The 17870-nt window shown below is 36.8% G+C and carries 14 protein-coding genes; 5 read left to right on the plus strand and 9 right to left on the minus strand.

Annotated elements, in window-relative coordinates; genetic code table 11:
• Positions 1-113: 113 nt before the first annotated feature.
• The 7 genes from D5J18_RS00770 to ccoS all read right to left on the minus strand — a co-directional run bounded on the left by D5J18_RS00770 (position 114) and on the right by ccoS (position 8372).
• A complete protein-coding gene (locus D5J18_RS00770; protein WP_119057115.1) occupies positions 114-2003 on the minus strand; it encodes a SulP family inorganic anion transporter in 1890 nt (629 codons plus the stop codon).
• Between the two features lie 86 nt (positions 2004-2089).
• Entirely contained in the window at positions 2090-2809 is a 720-nt protein-coding gene (locus D5J18_RS00775) for a sulfite exporter TauE/SafE family protein (protein ID WP_119057116.1), read from the minus strand.
• Positions 2794-3243 carry a FixH family protein gene (locus tag D5J18_RS00780; protein WP_245952899.1) on the minus strand — a complete coding sequence of 150 codons (450 nt, stop codon included), beginning with the start codon at positions 3241-3243 and terminating at the stop codon, positions 2794-2796. Before D5J18_RS00780 ends, D5J18_RS00775 begins: the two co-directional genes overlap by 16 nt.
• A 6-nt stretch (positions 3244-3249) precedes the next feature.
• Positions 3250-4692, minus strand: coding sequence for a cytochrome c oxidase accessory protein CcoG (gene ccoG / locus D5J18_RS00785; RefSeq protein WP_119057117.1), 1443 nt, complete (start codon positions 4690-4692; stop codon positions 3250-3252).
• A 97-nt stretch (positions 4693-4789) separates the two neighbouring features.
• Positions 4790-5737 carry a cbb3-type cytochrome c oxidase N-terminal domain-containing protein gene (locus D5J18_RS00790; RefSeq protein ID WP_119057118.1) on the minus strand — a complete coding sequence of 316 codons (948 nt, stop codon included), beginning with the start codon at positions 5735-5737 and terminating at the stop codon, positions 4790-4792.
• Positions 5738-5940: 203 nt separating this feature from the next.
• Positions 5941-8217 carry a cytochrome-c oxidase, cbb3-type subunit I gene (gene ccoN, locus D5J18_RS00800; RefSeq protein ID WP_119057120.1) on the minus strand — a complete coding sequence of 759 codons (2277 nt, stop codon included), beginning with the start codon at positions 8215-8217 and terminating at the stop codon, positions 5941-5943.
• The gene (ccoS, locus tag D5J18_RS00805) at positions 8217-8372 is read right to left on the minus strand and encodes a cbb3-type cytochrome oxidase assembly protein CcoS (protein WP_119057121.1); all 156 of its coding nucleotides are present in this window, start codon (positions 8370-8372) and stop codon (positions 8217-8219) included. Before ccoS ends, ccoN begins: the two co-directional genes overlap by 1 nt.
• A 184-nt stretch (positions 8373-8556) precedes the next feature.
• Between ccoS and D5J18_RS00810 the strand changes: the two genes are divergently transcribed.
• From D5J18_RS00810 to D5J18_RS00825, 4 genes are all read left to right on the plus strand, one after another.
• Positions 8557-10224: a glutamine--tRNA ligase/YqeY domain fusion protein gene (locus tag D5J18_RS00810; RefSeq protein WP_119057122.1), complete on the plus strand. Its 1668-nt coding sequence runs from the start codon at positions 8557-8559 to the stop codon at positions 10222-10224.
• 79 nt (positions 10225-10303) lie between these two features.
• A complete protein-coding gene (locus D5J18_RS00815) occupies positions 10304-11050 on the plus strand; it encodes a YebC/PmpR family DNA-binding transcriptional regulator (protein ID WP_119057123.1) in 747 nt (248 codons plus the stop codon).
• A gap of 159 nt (positions 11051-11209) precedes the next feature.
• Entirely contained in the window at positions 11210-12589 is a 1380-nt protein-coding gene (hisS, locus tag D5J18_RS00820; RefSeq protein WP_119057124.1) for a histidine--tRNA ligase, read from the plus strand.
• A 15-nt stretch (positions 12590-12604) separates the two neighbouring features.
• Positions 12605-14275 (plus strand): DEAD/DEAH box helicase, encoded by a 1671-nt coding sequence (locus D5J18_RS00825; RefSeq protein WP_119057125.1) that lies wholly within the window; start codon positions 12605-12607, stop codon positions 14273-14275.
• 86 nt (positions 14276-14361) lie between these two features.
• Here D5J18_RS00825 and pyrF read toward each other — a convergent pair whose 3' ends face one another.
• Entirely contained in the window at positions 14362-15708 is a 1347-nt protein-coding gene (gene pyrF / locus D5J18_RS00830) for an orotidine-5'-phosphate decarboxylase (RefSeq protein WP_119057593.1), read from the minus strand.
• Between the two features lie 86 nt (positions 15709-15794).
• On the opposite strand from pyrF, the gene D5J18_RS00835 reads away from it, so the two are divergent.
• Complete coding sequence (locus D5J18_RS00835; RefSeq protein ID WP_119057126.1) at positions 15795-16724, plus strand: dihydroorotate oxidase; 930 nt, start codon at positions 15795-15797, stop codon at positions 16722-16724.
• Positions 16725-16829: 105 nt separating this feature from the next.
• Here D5J18_RS00835 and D5J18_RS00840 read toward each other — a convergent pair whose 3' ends face one another.
• Positions 16830-17756, minus strand: a complete 927-nt coding sequence (locus D5J18_RS00840) for a malate dehydrogenase (RefSeq protein ID WP_119057127.1) — start codon at positions 17754-17756, stop codon at positions 16830-16832.
• Positions 17757-17870 lie beyond the last annotated feature (114 nt).

Here is a 17870-nt window from a genome sequence, read left to right on the forward strand (position 1 = left end):
ATTTTTTTATTTTTTTGTTTGTTTAACTTTTATACCGCAAAGATAGTGCTAAAGATTTTGCCGTATAATTATTTCTAATGATTAAACTTATAATTGATAAATAAATTTTATAGTTAATGTGTGTCTTCAATGTTTTTTTCTATCCAGTAGAGGCAAGATTTAAAATCATCAAATAAGTAATCTTCTGAAATTAAATTTGGTATAATGCCGATGCTTTGCATCAAATATTCTGGCTGTTTATTTACCCCGACCAAAAGCGTGATTATATTTTTTTGATTCATTTCCAACAAAATATCTTCAAATGTGTAGACACCGCTTTGGTCTAAGTAAGGGACATTATCCATAAGAATTACTAGGCATTGTGTGGTTTCTGGTAGGTCTTCAGACAAAGCCTTTATATCACCCGTGTTCCCAAAAAATACAGGACCGTTTAGATGCTTGATGAAAACTTCTTCTTTAAGTTTTTCTGGGAAATGAAGCTCATCTGCCCATTGGTCTTCCAAAGCTAAATTTTTGAGTGCAGTAATGCTAGAGCTTTGAGCTGTAAAATCACCCATTTTTTTCATAAACATGAGAGAAGCTATGACTAAACCGATTCCCACAGCATTCACTAAATTCCAAAATGTAGAAAGTAGCAATACTACAATCATAATTAGTACTTCCATACTGAATTTTATAGAGCCTATTTTTACATCTTTTGGAATGTTCGGGATTGCTTTCAGTCCTTTGTAATCCATTACTCCTACCCCGACAGTTATTAAAATTCCAGCTAAAACAGCGGCAGGAATCTTAGATGCGACTGGCCCTAAGGCGACTGAAACGACTAGCAACAAAACCCCAGCAAACATCCCAGAGAGTCTTGTTTTCCCTCCTGCATTGATGTTCACCACTGTTCGTATTGTTGCGCCAGCTCCTGGCAAACCTCCAAAAAATGCAGCGACACCATTTCCAATTCCTTGCCCGACTAACTCTTGATTTGGCTGATGTTTGGTTTTTGTCATATTATCTGCCACTACACTTGTGAGCAAAGAATCAATAGAGCCTAGCAAGGCTAAAGTTAATGCTGTAAAAATATAAGGTGTTACTATTCCTAAATCAAATTCGGTAATGATTCCAAAATTGGGCATGGGGAACCCACTAGGAATTTCTTCAATCGGTCTATAGTCTAATTTAAAAATCAATGCAACAAGCGTCATCACGATCAGAGCTACTAAATTAGAGGGAATCACCGTGGTAATTTTTTTAAACCCGTAGATGATAATTACTGTTCCTAAAGCTAGTGCTAATTCTAATAAATTGATTTTTTGAATAGCTCTAGGCAACATTTTAACTGCCCCCACAACGCCAGAAGCTTCATTCCCTGCCAAGGTTTTAGCCTCTGCCACAATCTCAATTTCTGAAATTTGATCGGCTCGCTCCACTGTTTTTTTGAAATCTTCTAAAACTAGAATATCTTCACCCGCCTCTTCTTCTAAAATACCTTTTAGCAAAACTGCTTCAGCTTTTGAGCGAAATTCGTTTACAAAGTCTTGGTCTTCTTTGGGGTAATATCCCATCATTGGCAGCAATTGTGTGATAATGATAATTACGCCTATCGCTGTCATAAATCCTGAGACAACAGGGTATGGGATGTATTTAATATATTTTCCAAGCCCTAGAAATCCCATTAAAATTTGAATCAACCCCGCTAATAAAAAAACCGTTAAGATTCCAGGCATGGCTTTTTCTACATCTCCTTCATTTGCTCCAATGATTCCTGCTATAATCACCATAGAGACTGCCGTCATTGGTGCCGTTGGGCCAGAAATTTGTGTTTTTGTTCCACCAAATAAAGCAGCAAAAAAAGCTAGAAATATCGCCCCATAAAGTCCTGCCGATGGGCCTAAACCTGAACTAACCCCAAATGCTAAAGCCAATGGCAAGGCCACGATACCTCCAGTGATTCCACCAAAAAGGTCTCCTTTGAAATGTTTAAAATTAAAGTTAAATAAATTCTTGAACATAAAAGTTTCGTTTTTTTTGATTTGTTTGTTTGATTAATTCTCCCTAGCTGATATTTAATTTAATTTTTTTTAAGCCTTTAAAAATTTTAATGGCAATGATGTGTAGATTCTACCTTTGTATTCAAAACTTCCTGCGGAGGAGATAAGTAGGGAATCCCTAGCGACATTCCTCTCAAAATAAAAATAATGCCGACCAAAACGGTAAGGTATGGTAAAAGTTTTACAATTTTCAAACGAAAGTTTTGATGAATGGTTGAACCTGCCAGTGCGGCTAAAAACATCAACGGCATCGTGCCTAACCCAAATAGAAACATAAAAAGACCTGAACCTAATGGTGAACCTGCTGCAATGGCTGCGACCAAGGCTATATAGACTGCTCCGCAAGGTAAAAGCCCGTTTAGCAAACCTGTTACTAAAAAAGAGAGATAAGATTTCCGTTTTAGGAATTGAGCTAATTTTGATTTAAGTTGGATCAAAATTTTACCTAACCAAAATTTAGGGGAAATATGTTTTTCTAAATTTTTGGGCAAAAAGACCATTAAAATCATCAGAATTCCAGCAAAAATACTGATATAACTCTGAATTCCTGCCGCTGTGAATCCTGTCCCTATGACGCCTATGCATAGGCCTAAAACTAAATAAGTTATTGCCCTACCTGTTTGATAAGTTAAATTTTTACTTAAACTTTTCACTGCGTTCTCTTGGTTTAACCCCAAAGAAAAAGCAATGGGCCCACACATCCCTACACAATGTAAACTAGAAGCTAAACCTAGCGATATGGCTGCAATAATTAACGTGGTATCCATTCTATAACTTTTTTGATGAGATAAAATTCATCATTCATTTCCCAGCGAAGAGACATGTCGTATTCTCCTTTTTCTAACTTCACCGCTGGTATCAAAATTTCTTTAGCTTTTTCATTAATGGGAAAATGAATATCATTTTCTTTCTTAACTCCCCTCATTAACAAAACATTTCCATTCTGAATCTCATAACTATCTGGAAATGAAATTAAAATCCCATTGACTTGAATTTTTATCTCTGGTTTATAAATCAAAGTACTTGCTCGGTTGGCTGCATCAATAGTTTCTTCTTGGTATTTCAGAGAATGCTCATAGTAATTATCTGTTACGAGATCGCCTGTATCGCCTGCCAAATAGATTAAAGTCAATATGAAAATCATAAAAGACCCTAAGCCAATCACTACTAAATATGGCCAATTAAGTTTAATTTTTTTCATAATTTTCTATTGGAATGGTGCTGCAAAACTAGTTTTATGGCTATCGATTAGTTTATCATTTTCATCTACCAATTCAATTTCAATTCGCTCTTTGTATGATCTCAACTGCTCTCTCGGTATCTTTATTACCAGGTTGCCTTGTATTTCACCGCCAGGTTGCATGATGATAACAGAAGTTCCGTTTTCTAGTATAATTTCGCCTTCTGGGTGAGAGGCAAGCTTCAAATGCAATTGCTTGGTTTCTTTGGTTTTATTTTGTAATTGATATGTAAATTGATTTATGATTAAATGATTTTCAGTTTTATAATCTGTACCTGGCATTCGTAAAAATTTAGAGTTCACATCAGATCTCATAAAGAGGAAGGAAGCCAATACACCTATTAAAATGAGCAATACAACGCTATAACCTACCATTCTTGCGGTAAATTTGAATGGTTTTTTCTCTGCAATCTCTTCTTCTGATGCATAACGAATTAGCCCAGTTGGTAAGTTTGTTTTAGTCATTACCTCATCACAAGCATCAATGCAAGCAGTACAATTCACACATTCTAGCTGAGTCCCGTTTCGGATATCAATTCCCGTAGGGCAAACAGCAACACACTGTCCGCAGTCTATACAATCACCAATGCCTTCTTCTTCTCTGTCTTGCCCTCGCTTGAAGCGTTGCCTCCCTTTTTCTCGCTCTCCCCGAACGTAATCATACGCTACAATAATGGTTTTTTTATCAATCAAGACTCCTTGCAATCTCCCGTAAGGGCAAACCAAAACACAGGCTTGCTCACGAAACCAAGTGAAGATAAAATAGAATATTCCCGTGAAAATCAACAAGCCTAAAAGCGTACTGAAATGCTCAACAGGACCTTCTACGATTAAATCTTTTAATTTATCCACTCCTATCACCCACGCAAAGAGTATATTAGAAATAATGAATGAAATAATGGCGTATATCGTCCACTTCAGAAGCCTTTTCCTAATTTTTTCTTCGTTCCATGCTTGGTTTTTTAATTTAATTTGCTTGTTTCTATCCCCATCTATTACATACTCTATTTTTCTAAAAACCATTTCGAGAAAAATAGTTTGCGGGCAAATCCATCCACAGAAAATTCTTCCATATACTACCGTGAATAAAATGATAAAGACCATCGTAGTTATCATTCCTATCGCTAGGATTTTGAAATCTGAGGTAAAGAACGGATAACTGAATAGATAAAATTCTCCTTTTATAACATCAAATTTGAATAAAGGATTTCCATTTATTTTGATAAACGGTACAACTAACAGGATTAAAATTAAAAACCAACTGACGTAACTTCTATAATTATAGTACTTGCCTTTTGGTTTTTTGGCAAAAACCCATTTTCTTTTCCCAGATTTCTCTGCTGTTCCTATACTATTACGAAAACTCTCAAGCTCATCTTCGAGTTTTGTTTTATTTTGATTTGTTGACATGTAACAAATTTATTAATATGCTTTCTTTAAACCTAATTAAAAAAACAAAAACGCAGGTCAAAAAACTGCGTTTCTATTTTTTTTAAGGCTTAAAAAATTATTTTCTTTTCCATTTAGAAATTTCATCTCCTTGAGGTTCCAAGCCTCCGTCCGCTTGTGTTACCTCTTGCTGAATTTGATTTAAACTATAAACGTAACTTGAAACATCCTGAACATCTAGCCCCGTTAATTGCTTCGTTTGCCCAAATGCTTGCATTGCTGGGTTGTTCGGGCTACCGTCATAAATAACTTTATAAATATTTTTGAACAAATCATCTTCTGTATGGTTTATCCAGTAATCATCTGTCAAGTTAGGCCCGACAGAGCCTCCCCCAGATTTTGTATGGCAAGTAGCACAAATGTTTTCATAAATAACTTTACCTCTCTCTATTGCTGCCTCATCTTGGTAAAAATTCTCGGCTTCAGCTATCGTGATGTCATTATTTTTAATCCACTCATCTGCCTGTTCTTGCAGCATGGCTGTCTCCGCATTAAACTCCTCAATAGGATGAGCAAAGTCTGTCGTAAAGTAAGCTACAATATAAATAACCATGTATATGCAACCTAAATAAAATAAAGCGAGCCACCACTGCGGTAAACTGTTGTCTAGTTCTTTAATCCCATCAAAACCGTGATCTAATAAAATAGCCTGTTCTTCTTCTTCCGTTTGCTTTTCCCTACCACTTCTAAACCAAGTTTTGAAGAAGCCTGCTTTTTTTTCTTCTACGTAAATAGCTTGCTCTTCAGGGCTTAATTGTTGGAATCTTTTTTTCTCAATGACTTTATTCATGTAATCAACTACCAAAAGCATCAAGAAAGAAAGAATAAGTATGACCCAAACAACCCAGTTACTCAAAACATTTATAATCTGATAATAAGCATTATAAAAAATACCTAATAGACCATGCTCTGGAATGAAATTAACAGGAGTCACCGTCATAAATGCAGCTAGTATTACCAACATAACTACAGGAATAAATACGCTACCAGGGATTCTATGTTTCATTTTTTTGATAATTTATATTTTAAATTTATCCTCCTCACTATCATCTTCTAATGGTAACTCAGAGTTTTTTTTATAATAATTTTTTGGTTTATTTATTACTGAATAGATTAATAATACAAAGAATAAAATTGAAGCAATTAAAACAACAAGCTGCAACCATTCTGCGTTTTCATAACCAAAATAATCTTTATAATATTTTAACATTAATTACTTACTGTTTCAGTTTCTTCCAAACTAATATCGATTCCTAATCGTTGTAAATACGCCGTAATTGCTGTGATTTCTCTATCTCTTAAAGGAACAAACGCTTCTCCTTTTTCTTTTCTCTCTTTTTCGAATAGAGCGGCCAAGTCTGGAGATTCATCAAAAACTCTCTTCTCAATGGCTAAAGCTTGTTCATCCATATCTTTAAATACAGCTTCTTGAGTTCTTTCTTCTTCTGTATAAGGTACACCAAGTGTAGCTAGTGCATTCATTTTTTGAACAGTTAAGCTTCTATCTAATTCATTTTCTATTAACCAAGGATAGCGAGGCATAATGGAACCTTCTGACGTTTGCCTTGGATTCCAAAGGTGCTTGTAATGCCAAGAATCTGTTCTTTTAGCGCCTTCTCTTGCTAAATCCGGACCTGTTCTCTTGGAACCCCACAAGAATGGGTGGTCATAAACGAACTCTCCTGGTTTAGAATATTCTCCGTATCTTTTTACTTCGTCTCTAAACGGACGGATCATTTGAGTATGACAAGCATTGCAACCTTCTCTGATGTAAAGATCTCTACCTTCCATTTCTAGCGGAGTGTAAGGTTTCACACTTGATATCGTCGGTATATTAGATTTCACAACCATGGTCGGTACAATTTCCACCAAACCACCTATCGCTAGAGCTAATAATGAAAGCAAAGTAAATAATAATGGAGATCTCTCTAACCAAGGGTGAACTTTTTCTGTTTTTTCTCTTGTCGAAGGCTTCTTCACCAATGCGGGTGCCTCTGCTTTCTCATTTTTAATGAATGAACCGCTTTTCACTGTTTTAATTACGTTCACGACCATAAGAACAGAGCCTAATAAATATAATGTTCCTCCAATTGCACGCATTATATAATAAGGGAAGATTTCTGTTACCGTCTGCAAGAAATTAGAGTAAACTAAAGTCCCAGAAGGGTTGAATTGCTTCCACATCAAGGCCTGCGTCCACCCTGCTATATACATCGGGATCACATACATAATGATACCTAGTGTTCCTAACCAAAAGTGGGTATTCGCTAGACTTCTTGACGCTAATTTTGTATTAAATATTCTTGGTATAATATAATAAATCATACCAAAAGCCATAAATCCATTCCACCCCAAAGTACCTACGTGTACGTGAGCAATAACCCAATCAGTGAAGTGACCAATTTTATTTAAAGTTTTTGTTGCCAACATCGGCCCTTCAAAAGTTGCCATCCCATAGCATGTCACTGCTACTACAAAAAACTTTAAGATAGGATCTTCTCTTACTTTATCCCATGCCCCTCTTAACGTTAACAAACCATTTAACATACCACCCCAAGATGGAGCAATCAACATTACTGAAAAACCAGTCCCTACCGCTTGTGCCCAGCCTGGTAAAGAGGTATAAATCAAGTGGTGAGGACCTGCCCATAAATAAACAAAAATTAAAGACCAAAAGTGTATAATTGATAATTTATAAGAGAAAACTGGTCTATTTGCTGCTTTAGGCAAAAAGTAATACATTAAACCTAATATTGGTGTAGTCAAAAAAAGAGCTACAGCATTGTGCCCATACCACCACTGCACAAGTGCATCTTGCACGCCAGCAAAAATAGAATAACTCTTCGGCTGAAGAACATTCCAAGTCACAGGAATCTCTATATTATTAACAATGTGAAGCATTGCCACACCCACCCAAGTTGCTATATAAAACCAAATGGCCACATACATATGCCTCACACGTCTTTTCGCAATAGTGATAAACATATTTATACCAAAAACAATCCAAATAACAGCAATGGCAATATCTATAGGCCATTCGTGCTCTGCATATTCCTTTGATGTATTATAACCTAAAAAGAAACTAATAACCACAAGTATCAAACCTGCCTGCCATCCCCAGAAGTTCACCCAGCTTAGGACATCACTACCCATACGAGTCTTCAGTAACCTTTGCATCGAGTAATAAGCGCCAGCAAAAAATCCATTCCCCACAAAAGCAAAAATAGCTGCCGAGGTGTGTAGCATCCTCAATCTTCCAAATCCCATTACTCCTTGTGTGTTGGATAAATCCTGAATCGTAGTCCCAAAAATAGTAAAGCTGACACCACCATCATCGGTTCCAAACAAATATTCTGGCAAAGTAGGAAAAAACAGAAGCACTGCTACCGTTAAACCTAATAAAAAAGCTAATACGCCCCAAAAAATAGTCGCGTATAAAAAATACTTTACAACTTTATTGTCGTAATAAAAAGTTTGCATTTGCATTATTCGTCTTCTTTAGTGTTATCGTCTTTTAATATTCTGATTGCAGGGGACTCACCCTCATCAAACTGACCTTTTTTTGCAAAAATAATAAACATGACCAAAAAAATCAATGCGAGAGAAACGCTTGCTAATATCATTAAAAATATTATCCCCATAGTATCTACTTCAGCACAAAAGTATAAAATATGAATTCTTTTTTACTTATGACTTTTGTTAATTAATTTTTCACAAAGGCTAATTTAGAAATTATTTAAATAATTAATAGCTATTCTTGACAATAATTTCAATTATGTTCGTTTTTATTTAACTTTGGCATTCTAAACAAGTAAGACAACTCAAATGGAACTCGAATCCAATAACTTTATTGAACAAATCATCAATGTCGATCTGCAAAAGGGAATGAATCCAAATAAATTAAAATTTCGTTTCCCCCCTGAACCCAACGGATATTTGCACATCGGGCACGCCAAAGCCATTTGTTTAAATTTCGGTTTGGGCGAAAAATATAAAGCCCCAGTCAATCTCCGTTTTGATGATACCAATCCTGAAGCCGAAGAGGAAGAATTCGTCAATGCCATCAAAGAAGATATTCAATGGCTAGGATTTCAATGGAGCAATGAATGTTACACTTCAGATTACTTTCAGCAACTTTATGACTGGGCTATTCAGCTCATCAAAGAAGGCAAAGCTTATGTAGATGATCAAGATTCAGAAACCATTGTTGAACAAAGAAAAACACCTTTTGAACAAGGTATAAACAGCCCTTACCGTGAACGCTCGGTAGAAGAAAATCTTCGTTTGTTTGAAGAAATGAAAAATGACACTTCCGATGTCAAAAGAGTCCTCCGAGCTAAGATAGACATGGCTTCTCCTAATATGAACATGCGTGACCCTGTGATGTATCGCATGCTCAATAAGCCACATCACCGCACTGGTAATGCCTGGAAAATTTACCCCATGTATGATTGGGCGCACGGCGAAAGCGACTTCATCGAAGGGATTTCACATTCTTTATGTTCCATTGAGTTTGAGAATCACCGCCCTTTATATAACTGGTACCTAGAGCAAGTAAGCGAAGAATCAGATTTAACGCCAAAACAAAGAGAATTCGCTCGAGGCAATGTAAGTTACATGATTACCAGCAAAAGAAAATTGAAACGTTTAATTGATGAAAACATTGTCAATGGCTGGGATGACCCCCGTCTCGCAACCATTTCAGGCTTGAGAAGACGCGGCTACACACCAGAATCCATCAAAACTTTTTGGGAAAAAGCAGGCATTTCTAAACGTGATAATGTGATTGATATTTCTTTATTAGAATACGCCATTCGAGACCACCTTAATGCCATCGCACCACGTGTTTTTGCCGTACTAGATCCCGTAAAATTAATTATCGAAAATTACCCAGAAAATAAAACCGAATATCTACAAGTAGAAAACAACCCTGAGGATGAAAATTCTGGAGAAAGGGAAATCCCTTTTACCCGAGAACTTTACATTGAGCAAGAAGACTTCATGGAAGATGCTCCCAAAAAATTCTTCCGCCTAAGCATCGGCAAAGAAGTCAGGCTAAAAGGTGCTTACATCATAGAAGCCACCCGAGTAGAGAAAGATGAAAACGGAAAAATCACATGCATCTATGCCAAATACGATGAAGAAAGCAAAAGTGGTAGCGGAACAGAAGCCAGCCAAAGACGTGTCAAAGGCACCTTACATTGGGTTTCAGCTCACGAAAACATCCCCATTACCGTAAACTTATACGATCGGCTTTTCACCGAAGAAGCACCTGATGGCAACAAAGATATTGACTTTTTAAACTTTATCAACCCCAATTCACTAGAAGTTGTTCAGGGTTTTGGAGAACCTTCATTAGCAGAAGCCAAGCCCGGCGACCGCTTTCAGTTTCAGCGTTTAGGCTACTTCGTTGCAGATAAAGATAGCCAGCCAAATCAAATAATTTTTAATCGTACCGTAGCATTGAGAGACAATTGGGCTAAAAAGAAATAATTTTTTTTAAAGCCTATTAAAATTTTAAATAAAATAAAAAAATACTTAAATCAGTCCTAAGCCTTAAAAAAATAAAAAAATGGGAAGAGCATTCGAATATCGTAAAGCAGCCAAATTTGCCCGTTGGGATAAAATGGCGAAACAATTCAATCGGATTGGGAAAGAAATCACCATGGCTGTGAAAGAGGGCGGCCCAGACCCAGATACCAACCACGCCCTGCGCCGTGCTATTGATAATGCTAAAGGAGTCAATATGCCCAAAGACAATGTGGAACGTGCCATCAAAAAAGCTTCTGGCGCAGATGCTGAAGTTTATGATGAGATTACCTTTGAGGGCTATGCCCCTCACGGCATTGGAATCTTTGTGGAATGTACGACCAACAATAACAATAGAACCGTAGCCAACGTACGTGCTATCTTTAACAAAGTCGGTGGAAATCTCGGCAAAAACGGCGAACTAGCCTTTATGTTTGACCGAAAGGGTGTCTTCACCATCGAGAAATCACAGCTGAAAACTGATATAGAAAATTTAGAATTGGAATTAATTGATTACGGAGCAGAGGATTTTGAAATCGATGAAGACTTTGTTTACATCACTTCTGAATTTGAAAGTTTTGGCGCAGTTTCTCAAAAACTTGATGAAATGAAAATCTCGGTAAAAAATGCAGAGTTAAAACGTATTCCTAATATTACCAAAAATTTAAATCTAGAAGAAACCAAAGAAATTCTAGACATTATCGACCGTTTTGAGCAAGATGAAGACGTGCAAAACGTATACCATACGATGGATATTTCTGAAGAAATAGAAAGTCAATTAGAAGAATAAATTTTCTAAGGCTTAGAAAATTTTCAACAAAAATCTGTAATCAAAAAATTGCAGATTTTTGTTTTTCCTAAGAATCTAATTTCAAAATTCAAAAGAAATTCTAAGGCTTAATTTTTTTTTCATTTTAAATCATTTGATAGTTTTAGTAAATTTGAAATCATGCAAAAACCTACAATAGCTAAAGGAACTCGCGATTTTTTGCCCGAGGAGGTGAAAAAGAGAAATTTTATCATTCAAAAGTTAAAAAAGAATTTCGAACTTTTTGGATTCTCACCCATTGAGACTCCCTCGTTTGAAAACCTTTCTACACTCACGGGGAAATACGGCGAAGAAGGCGACCGATTAATCTTTAAAATTTTAAAAAGCGGAGATTTTACTCGCAAGATTAAAGATTGGGGTGCTGGAACACAAAGTTTAGCCACTCAAATATCAGATAAAGCGCTGCGCTACGACCTCACCGTGCCTTTTGCACGCTTTGTAGTTCAGCATCAAAATGAATTGATTTTCCCCTTCAAACGCTATCAGATTCAGCCCGTTTGGCGAGCAGATCGCCCACAGAAAGGGCGATTTCGTGAATTTCATCAGTGTGATGCCGACGTTGTGGGCAGTGACTCGCTGTGGCAAGAAATAGACCTGATTCAATTGTATGATTTTGCTTTTCATGATTTAGAAATTCCTACAGAAATTCACATCAATCACCGAAAAATCTTAGCAGGATTGGCTGAAATTGCTGAAATTCAAGAGCAGCTAATTGATTTCACCGTGGCGCTAGATAAATTAGACAAAATCGGGCAAGATGCTGTGATTTCTGAAATGAAGGAGAAAGGAATTCAAGAAAATTCTATAGAAAAATTTAAACCACTATTCCACATCCAAGGTACATTTGATGAGCAATTGAACCAATTGGAAGAATTTCTAAAGCCTTCTGAAATTGGTATGCAAGGCATTGAGGATTTGAAATTCATTCAAAATAAACTAAAAAATTATCAATTTCTTTCATCAGAACTTATTTTAAACTTGACTTTGGCGCGTGGTTTAGATTACTACACTGGCTGTATTTTTGAGGTCAAAGCAAAAAAAGTGACAATGGGTTCCATCGGCGGCGGCGGCAGATACAATGACTTAACAGGAATTTTTGGACTCAAAGACATGCCAGGTGTCGGGATATCTTTTGGTTTAGACCGCATTTATCTGGTAATGGAGGAGCTTGGACTTTTCCCTACGCAAGAAACAAGACATTTCAAAGTTTTGTTCATCCACTTTGGTGAAAATGAAGCCTCTGAAGCTCAAAAATATATTCAGAAATTACGCCAAGCCGGGATTCAAGCAGAGCTTTACCCTGAAGATGCGAAAATGAAAAAGCAGTTTAGCTACGGAGATAAAGGAAATTTCAGCCACGTGGCTTTGTTGGGTGAAGATGAGATTAAAAATGACTCTTTGGCTGTGAAAAATTTAAAAACTGGAGAGCAGTACGAAATCAAACAAGCTAATTTGCTTTCTAAATTCAATGAATTGAAAGAAATTTTTTATAAGGCTTAAAAAAATAATGATAAAATGACACAAGAAAAAGCGCTCGCACTACTGAAAAGCGGACGAAATATATTCTTGACTGGCTCTGCTGGAACGGGGAAAACCTATGTGCTCAATCAGTATATTCAGTACCTTAAAGACCGAAAAGTCCCCACCGCAGTGACTGCTAGCACTGGGATTGCTGCGACTCATTTGAATGGGATGACGATCCACTCTTGGAGCGGAATCGGCATCAAAGACAATCTTTCTCTAGCTCATTTGATATTTCTACAGCAGAAAAAATATATGCGTGATAAAATGGAGGATGTCAAGGTCTTGATCATTGATGAAATCAGTATGTTGCACCGCAAACAGCTGGATTTGGTGAATGAAGTCTTGCAGTTCTTCAAGGGGAATACGTTGCCTTTTGGTGGAGTTCAAGTGGTTTTTTCAGGTGATTTTTTTCAGTTACCGCCCATTGGTAGCGAATGGGAAACCAGCAAACATAAATTTTGCTTCATGTCCCATGCTTGGGTGCAAGCCCAACTCAAAGTCTGCTATTTGACTCAGCAATACCGCCAAAGTAAGAATTTTCTCAATCAGTTGCTCAATGAAATTCGCTCAAGAAATTTAAGCTCGGAATCTTATAACTTAGTCAATGAAAAAGCTCAAGAAGCGATGTACAGCGATGTGAATCGCTTTCCACAATTGTATACTCACAATGCTGATGTTGATAAAATTAATGAAATTCAATTAAATTTAATCAATGCTCCTGCTAAGAAGTTTAAAGCTGTGGTGAAAGGGAATAAAACTTTGGGTGAAACTTTAAAGAATAATGTTTTGGCGCCAGAAATCATTTATTTGAAAGAAGGTGCAGAGGTGATGTTTGTGAAAAATAATTTTGAAAAGCTCTATTCTAACGGCACATTAGGCGTGGTAAGAGGCTTCACCGAAGAGGGTTTCCCGTTGGTAGAAACCAAAGACGGCAACTGGATAGAGGCTAGAAGCGAGGAATGGAAAATCGAAGATGAAACGGGCAAAACTTTGGTTTCTTATACGCAAATTCCGCTACGCTTGGCTTGGGCAATTACCATCCACAAAAGTCAAGGTATGACGCTAGATGAGGCTTGTGTAGATTTGAGAAAAACCTTTGAGAAAGGGCAAGGCTACGTGGCGCTCTCTCGGCTGAAGGATTTTGATAAACTTACATTACTGGGTGTGAATGACTTGGCTATGCAATTAGATGATTTAGCCTTCCGTGCTGACCAACGTTTTTTAGAATTATCAGACGAAGTTGATAGCGAGTTTGAATTGGATGATTTAAGTTTAGAGCATCGTGCTTTTGTCTTGAAATGTGGTGGGACTGTGGATGAAAAAAAAATCAAAAAAAATCGGCAAAAAAAGAAATCTAAAAAGGAAAAAACTCACCTCGTTACTAAAGAAATGCTAGATGCTGGGCTATCGCTAGAGGAAATTGCCGAGGAAAGAGGCTATTCTTTAGAGACAATCCTCGGGCATTTGAATAAAGTGAAAGAAATTTATCCAAAGACTGATTTTTCTTCGATTGTTGTTGATAAAGATATTATCATTCAAGTCAAAAAAGCGCTACAAAAAATTGAGTTTGAAGATAATAAAATCAAACTTAAACCAATTTTTGAATTTTTGAATGAAATGGTTTCGTATGAAGATATTCAGCGGGCTCTACTGAAAATTTAAGCCTTAAAAAAAATTATTCTGAAATTTTTCTAAGGCTTAAAAAATTTTACTCAGAAAGTGAAAACAAACGTTTCCGAAATCGCTAGTTATAAACTTTCCAAATAAGCCTTCCAACCTCTTTCTCTGTATTCCTCTGCGGCTTCTGTGGGGTTATTAGATTTATAAATTCCTCTCCCAACAATTATGAAATCGGTAAAGTAATCGCTGAAAACCTTTTCTGGCGTATTGTATTGTTGTCCTTTGTTGTCGCCCTTTGATTCCAAATTTACGCCAGGAGTTAATAAAAGTAAGTCATCTGGAACTTGCCTTTGAGCTACTACGGCAAAAACGTTATTAGATTTTTGAGCTAGATTCAAGGCTTGGGAAACATAGTAATTATCTGTCAAAGTACCAGCCGAAGACATTTCTACTATGGCAATAACGCCAGTTGGGTCAAATACGGAAAAACTTTTTTCTCCAGCAATCGGGTGAGCGGTTACCATATCTACCCAATCTGCGAATTTATAAATCCCTTGCTTGAACTGAAGCTCTTGCGTATTCCCGATGTCGGCAAACTTTCTGTCTTCAAACAAAAGAAAATCTTTTTCTCTTGCAATACTTCGTAAATCTTCTACCAAAGTCCAACTAAAATCCGAAATAATATCAGTATGAAGCTTTAAAGCTACGATTTTATCGCCAATGGATTCGGCTAAATTTTTCAATTCCAGAGCACTCACAACATCTGCAGAAGCAATCAAATTTGATTTCTTACGTAACGCAATGTCTATCATTTTTTTACCCACAGGATGGTGAATGTCTTTTTCTTCTAGCTTTTTTCTTTTTCGTAGTGGGGCTGATGGCGGTTCGCTCAAAAAGTTTTTAATTTTAGCTACTTCGTTGGCTTCTAGTCGGCGGTATTTGTGTAAAATATCTATCACCTCATTAATTGTAAACAGGGTCAAAACTCGATAGCCTTTTTCTTTCAATCGTTCGATCCCCCCTTGCTCTCTGTCTAAAACCACGACGATATCAGTCACATTCAGCCCTTCTTTTTCTACCTCATCTATGGTTTCTACCAAGCTTTTCCCGCTCGTGATGACATCTTCTACCAACAAACAATTTTGCCCGTTTTTGAAAACTCCTTCCAGCATTCGTTTTGTTCCATAGCCTTTGTTTTCTTTTCTTTTTATAATTAATGGGATTCCACTCTCTAAACTCATTACGGTAGCCATTGGCAAAGCTGCGTAAGGGACTCCACAAATTAGCTCTAGTCTTCTATCGTCGACTAATTGAAGTAAATTATTAGACAAAGTTTTCAAAAGTTCAGGACTCGATGCCAAGGGCCTCAAATCCACATAGAATGGTGATTCTATACCACTTTTCAAGGTAAAGCTTCCAAATTTTATGATTCCTAATTCATAAGCCTTTAGCAAAAATTCTTCTTTATTTTTCATGAGCGGTTTTTTTAGAAATTGAATTGTAATTTCAGCAAATTTAAAAGAATTCTTATTTTTATGCACTCACACTTAATTGAACTTTTATGGATTTATCCACAAATATTGCCAATTTCAGCTTCAAAAATCCTTTGATGAACGCCAGCGGAGCCTTATGCACTAGCTATGATGAACTCAACGCCTTATTGGGCGGGAGCAACTCCAGCTTGGTCACGAAAAGTGCCACGCCCCTGTATCGTGAAGGGAATCCAATGCCACGCTATGCAGAAACGCCTTTAGGAACCATCAATTCAATGGGGTTAGCTAACCAAGGTTTTGATTTTTATTTAAATTTCATTGAGAATAATTATCATCAGAAACCACTTTTCCTATCCATCGCGGGGTTGTGTCTTGAAGATAATTTAGCCATGGCTAAAAAGGCACACGAAAGCAAAGCTGAGTTTCTACTTGAACTGAATTTATCTTGTCCCAATATCATGGGCAAACCGCAAACTGGTTACGATTTTCAGCGGACACGAGAAGTTTTAGAGCAAGTATTTGAAATTTATACCGATAAACCTCTGGGCGTGAAGCTCCCGCCGTACTTCGATATGGTTCACTTTGAGCAAATGGCTGAGATTCTAAAGCAATTTCCGTTATCTTTTGTAACATGCATTAATTCCATTGGCAATGGCTTATACATCGATGCCCAAACTGAATCTGTTGTCATCAAACCCAAAGATGGTTTTGGCGGATTGGGCGGTGAATATGTAAAGCCTACGGCGCTTGCAAATGTTAGAAAGTTTTATGAATTACTACCAAAATCCATTAAAATTATTGGCTGTGGCGGCATATTGAGCGGTAAAGATGTTTTTGAGCATTTACTGTGTGGTGCTTCGATGGTACAGGTTGGTTCGCAGCTGATGAAAGAAAAAAATCAAATTTTCTCAAGGCTTGAAAAAGAATTGGAGGAAATTATGTACAAAAAAAACTATTCTAAAATTGAGGATTTTAAAGGGAATTTAAAGAGCCTTTAAAAATTTTCTCATGCAAATAAATAAAAAAACCTCAGAAGGTAATCTAATCTCTCTGAGGTTTTTTTTATTTTTAAGTCTATTTTTTTCTAAGGCTTTAAAAATTTCTCAAGCATCTAAAGCCTTATTCACTTCTCTTACTTTTTCCACAGCTTCATCAAACTTGGCACGTTCTTCTTCATTCAATTCGATTTCTATGATTTCCTCCACTCCATTCGCTCCAATGATTGCTGGCACGCCTACACACACATCGTTCAACCCATATTCTCCTTCCAGTAGTAGTGAGCAAGGGAACATTTTTTTGGAATCTTGAGCTATGGCTCTTACCAATTCGCTCACGGCAGCACCTGGTGCATACCAAGCCGATGTCCCAAGCAATTTAGTCAAAGTAGCACCGCCCACACGTGTTGATTGCTCTACTTCGTCTAATTTTTCTTGGCTAGTGAATTTAGACGCTGGCACACCATTTCTAGTTGCTAAACGTGTTAATGGCAACATTCCAGAGTCACTGTGTGCACCAATCACCATTCCGTCAATATCTGAAATTGGGCAATCTAAAGCTTCGGCTAATCTGTATTTGAAACGAGCACTATCTAAAGCGCCTCCCATTCCTATGATTTTATTTTTGGGTAAATCAGTTGCTTTGTGAACCAAATATGCCATGGTGTCCATTGGGTTGCTCACCACTATAATCGTAATATCAGGCGATTCTTTTACCAATTGCTCTACGACTGATTTCACGATATTGGCATTTGTTCCGATTAATTCCTCACGAGTCATTCCTGGTTTTCTAGGGATTCCTGAAGTAATTACTGCTACTTGGCTATCCGCTGTTTTAGAATAATCGTTGGTAGAACCCGTGATTTTTGTGTCAAAATGATTTAAAGAAGCCGTTTGCATCAAGTCCATAGCCTTCCCTTCAGCATAGCCTTCTTTGATGTCAACTAAAACAACTTCTGAGGCAAAATTTTTAATTGCAATGTATTCTGCACAACTAGCGCCTACGGCTCCAGCGCCTACAACTGTTACTTTCATGATTTAATAATTTTGTGAAATTTTATTTTGGTTTAAAGATAAGAAATATTCGAAATATTTTTGGAATAAAATATATTACTTTTATGAGTTTTTTGACATGTTTTTTTTAAAGGC

Source organism: Candidatus Ornithobacterium hominis, from assembly GCF_900538215.1.
In the GTDB taxonomy this organism is placed as follows: Bacteria; Bacteroidota; Bacteroidia; order Flavobacteriales; family Weeksellaceae; genus Ornithobacterium; species Ornithobacterium hominis.

Bases quoted from the DNA above. Each gene is read 5' to 3' on its own strand.
- D5J18_RS00770 (WP_119057115.1), bottom strand. From the start codon at position 2,003: ATGTTCAAGAATTTATTTAACTTTAATTTTAAACATTTCAAAGGAGAC.
- D5J18_RS00775 (WP_119057116.1), bottom strand. From the start codon at position 2,809: ATGGATACCACGTTAATTATTGCAGCCATATCGCTAGGTTTAGCTTCT.
- D5J18_RS00780 (WP_245952899.1), bottom strand. From the start codon at position 3,243: ATGAAAAAAATTAAACTTAATTGGCCATATTTAGTAGTGATTGGCTTA.
- ccoG (WP_119057117.1), bottom strand. From the start codon at position 4,692: ATGTCAACAAATCAAAATAAAACAAAACTCGAAGATGAGCTTGAGAGT.
- D5J18_RS00790 (WP_119057118.1), bottom strand. From the start codon at position 5,737: ATGAAACATAGAATCCCTGGTAGCGTATTTATTCCTGTAGTTATGTTG.
- ccoN (WP_119057120.1), bottom strand. From the start codon at position 8,217: ATGCAAATGCAAACTTTTTATTACGACAATAAAGTTGTAAAGTATTTT.
- ccoS (WP_119057121.1), bottom strand. From the start codon at position 8,372: ATGGGGATAATATTTTTAATGATATTAGCAAGCGTTTCTCTCGCATTG.
- D5J18_RS00810 (WP_119057122.1), top strand. From the start codon at position 8,557: ATGGAACTCGAATCCAATAACTTTATTGAACAAATCATCAATGTCGAT.
- D5J18_RS00815 (WP_119057123.1), top strand. From the start codon at position 10,304: ATGGGAAGAGCATTCGAATATCGTAAAGCAGCCAAATTTGCCCGTTGG.
- hisS (WP_119057124.1), top strand. From the start codon at position 11,210: ATGCAAAAACCTACAATAGCTAAAGGAACTCGCGATTTTTTGCCCGAG.
- D5J18_RS00825 (WP_119057125.1), top strand. From the start codon at position 12,605: ATGACACAAGAAAAAGCGCTCGCACTACTGAAAAGCGGACGAAATATA.
- pyrF (WP_119057593.1), bottom strand. From the start codon at position 15,708: ATGAAAAATAAAGAAGAATTTTTGCTAAAGGCTTATGAATTAGGAATC.
- D5J18_RS00835 (WP_119057126.1), top strand. From the start codon at position 15,795: ATGGATTTATCCACAAATATTGCCAATTTCAGCTTCAAAAATCCTTTG.
- D5J18_RS00840 (WP_119057127.1), bottom strand. From the start codon at position 17,756: ATGAAAGTAACAGTTGTAGGCGCTGGAGCCGTAGGCGCTAGTTGTGCA.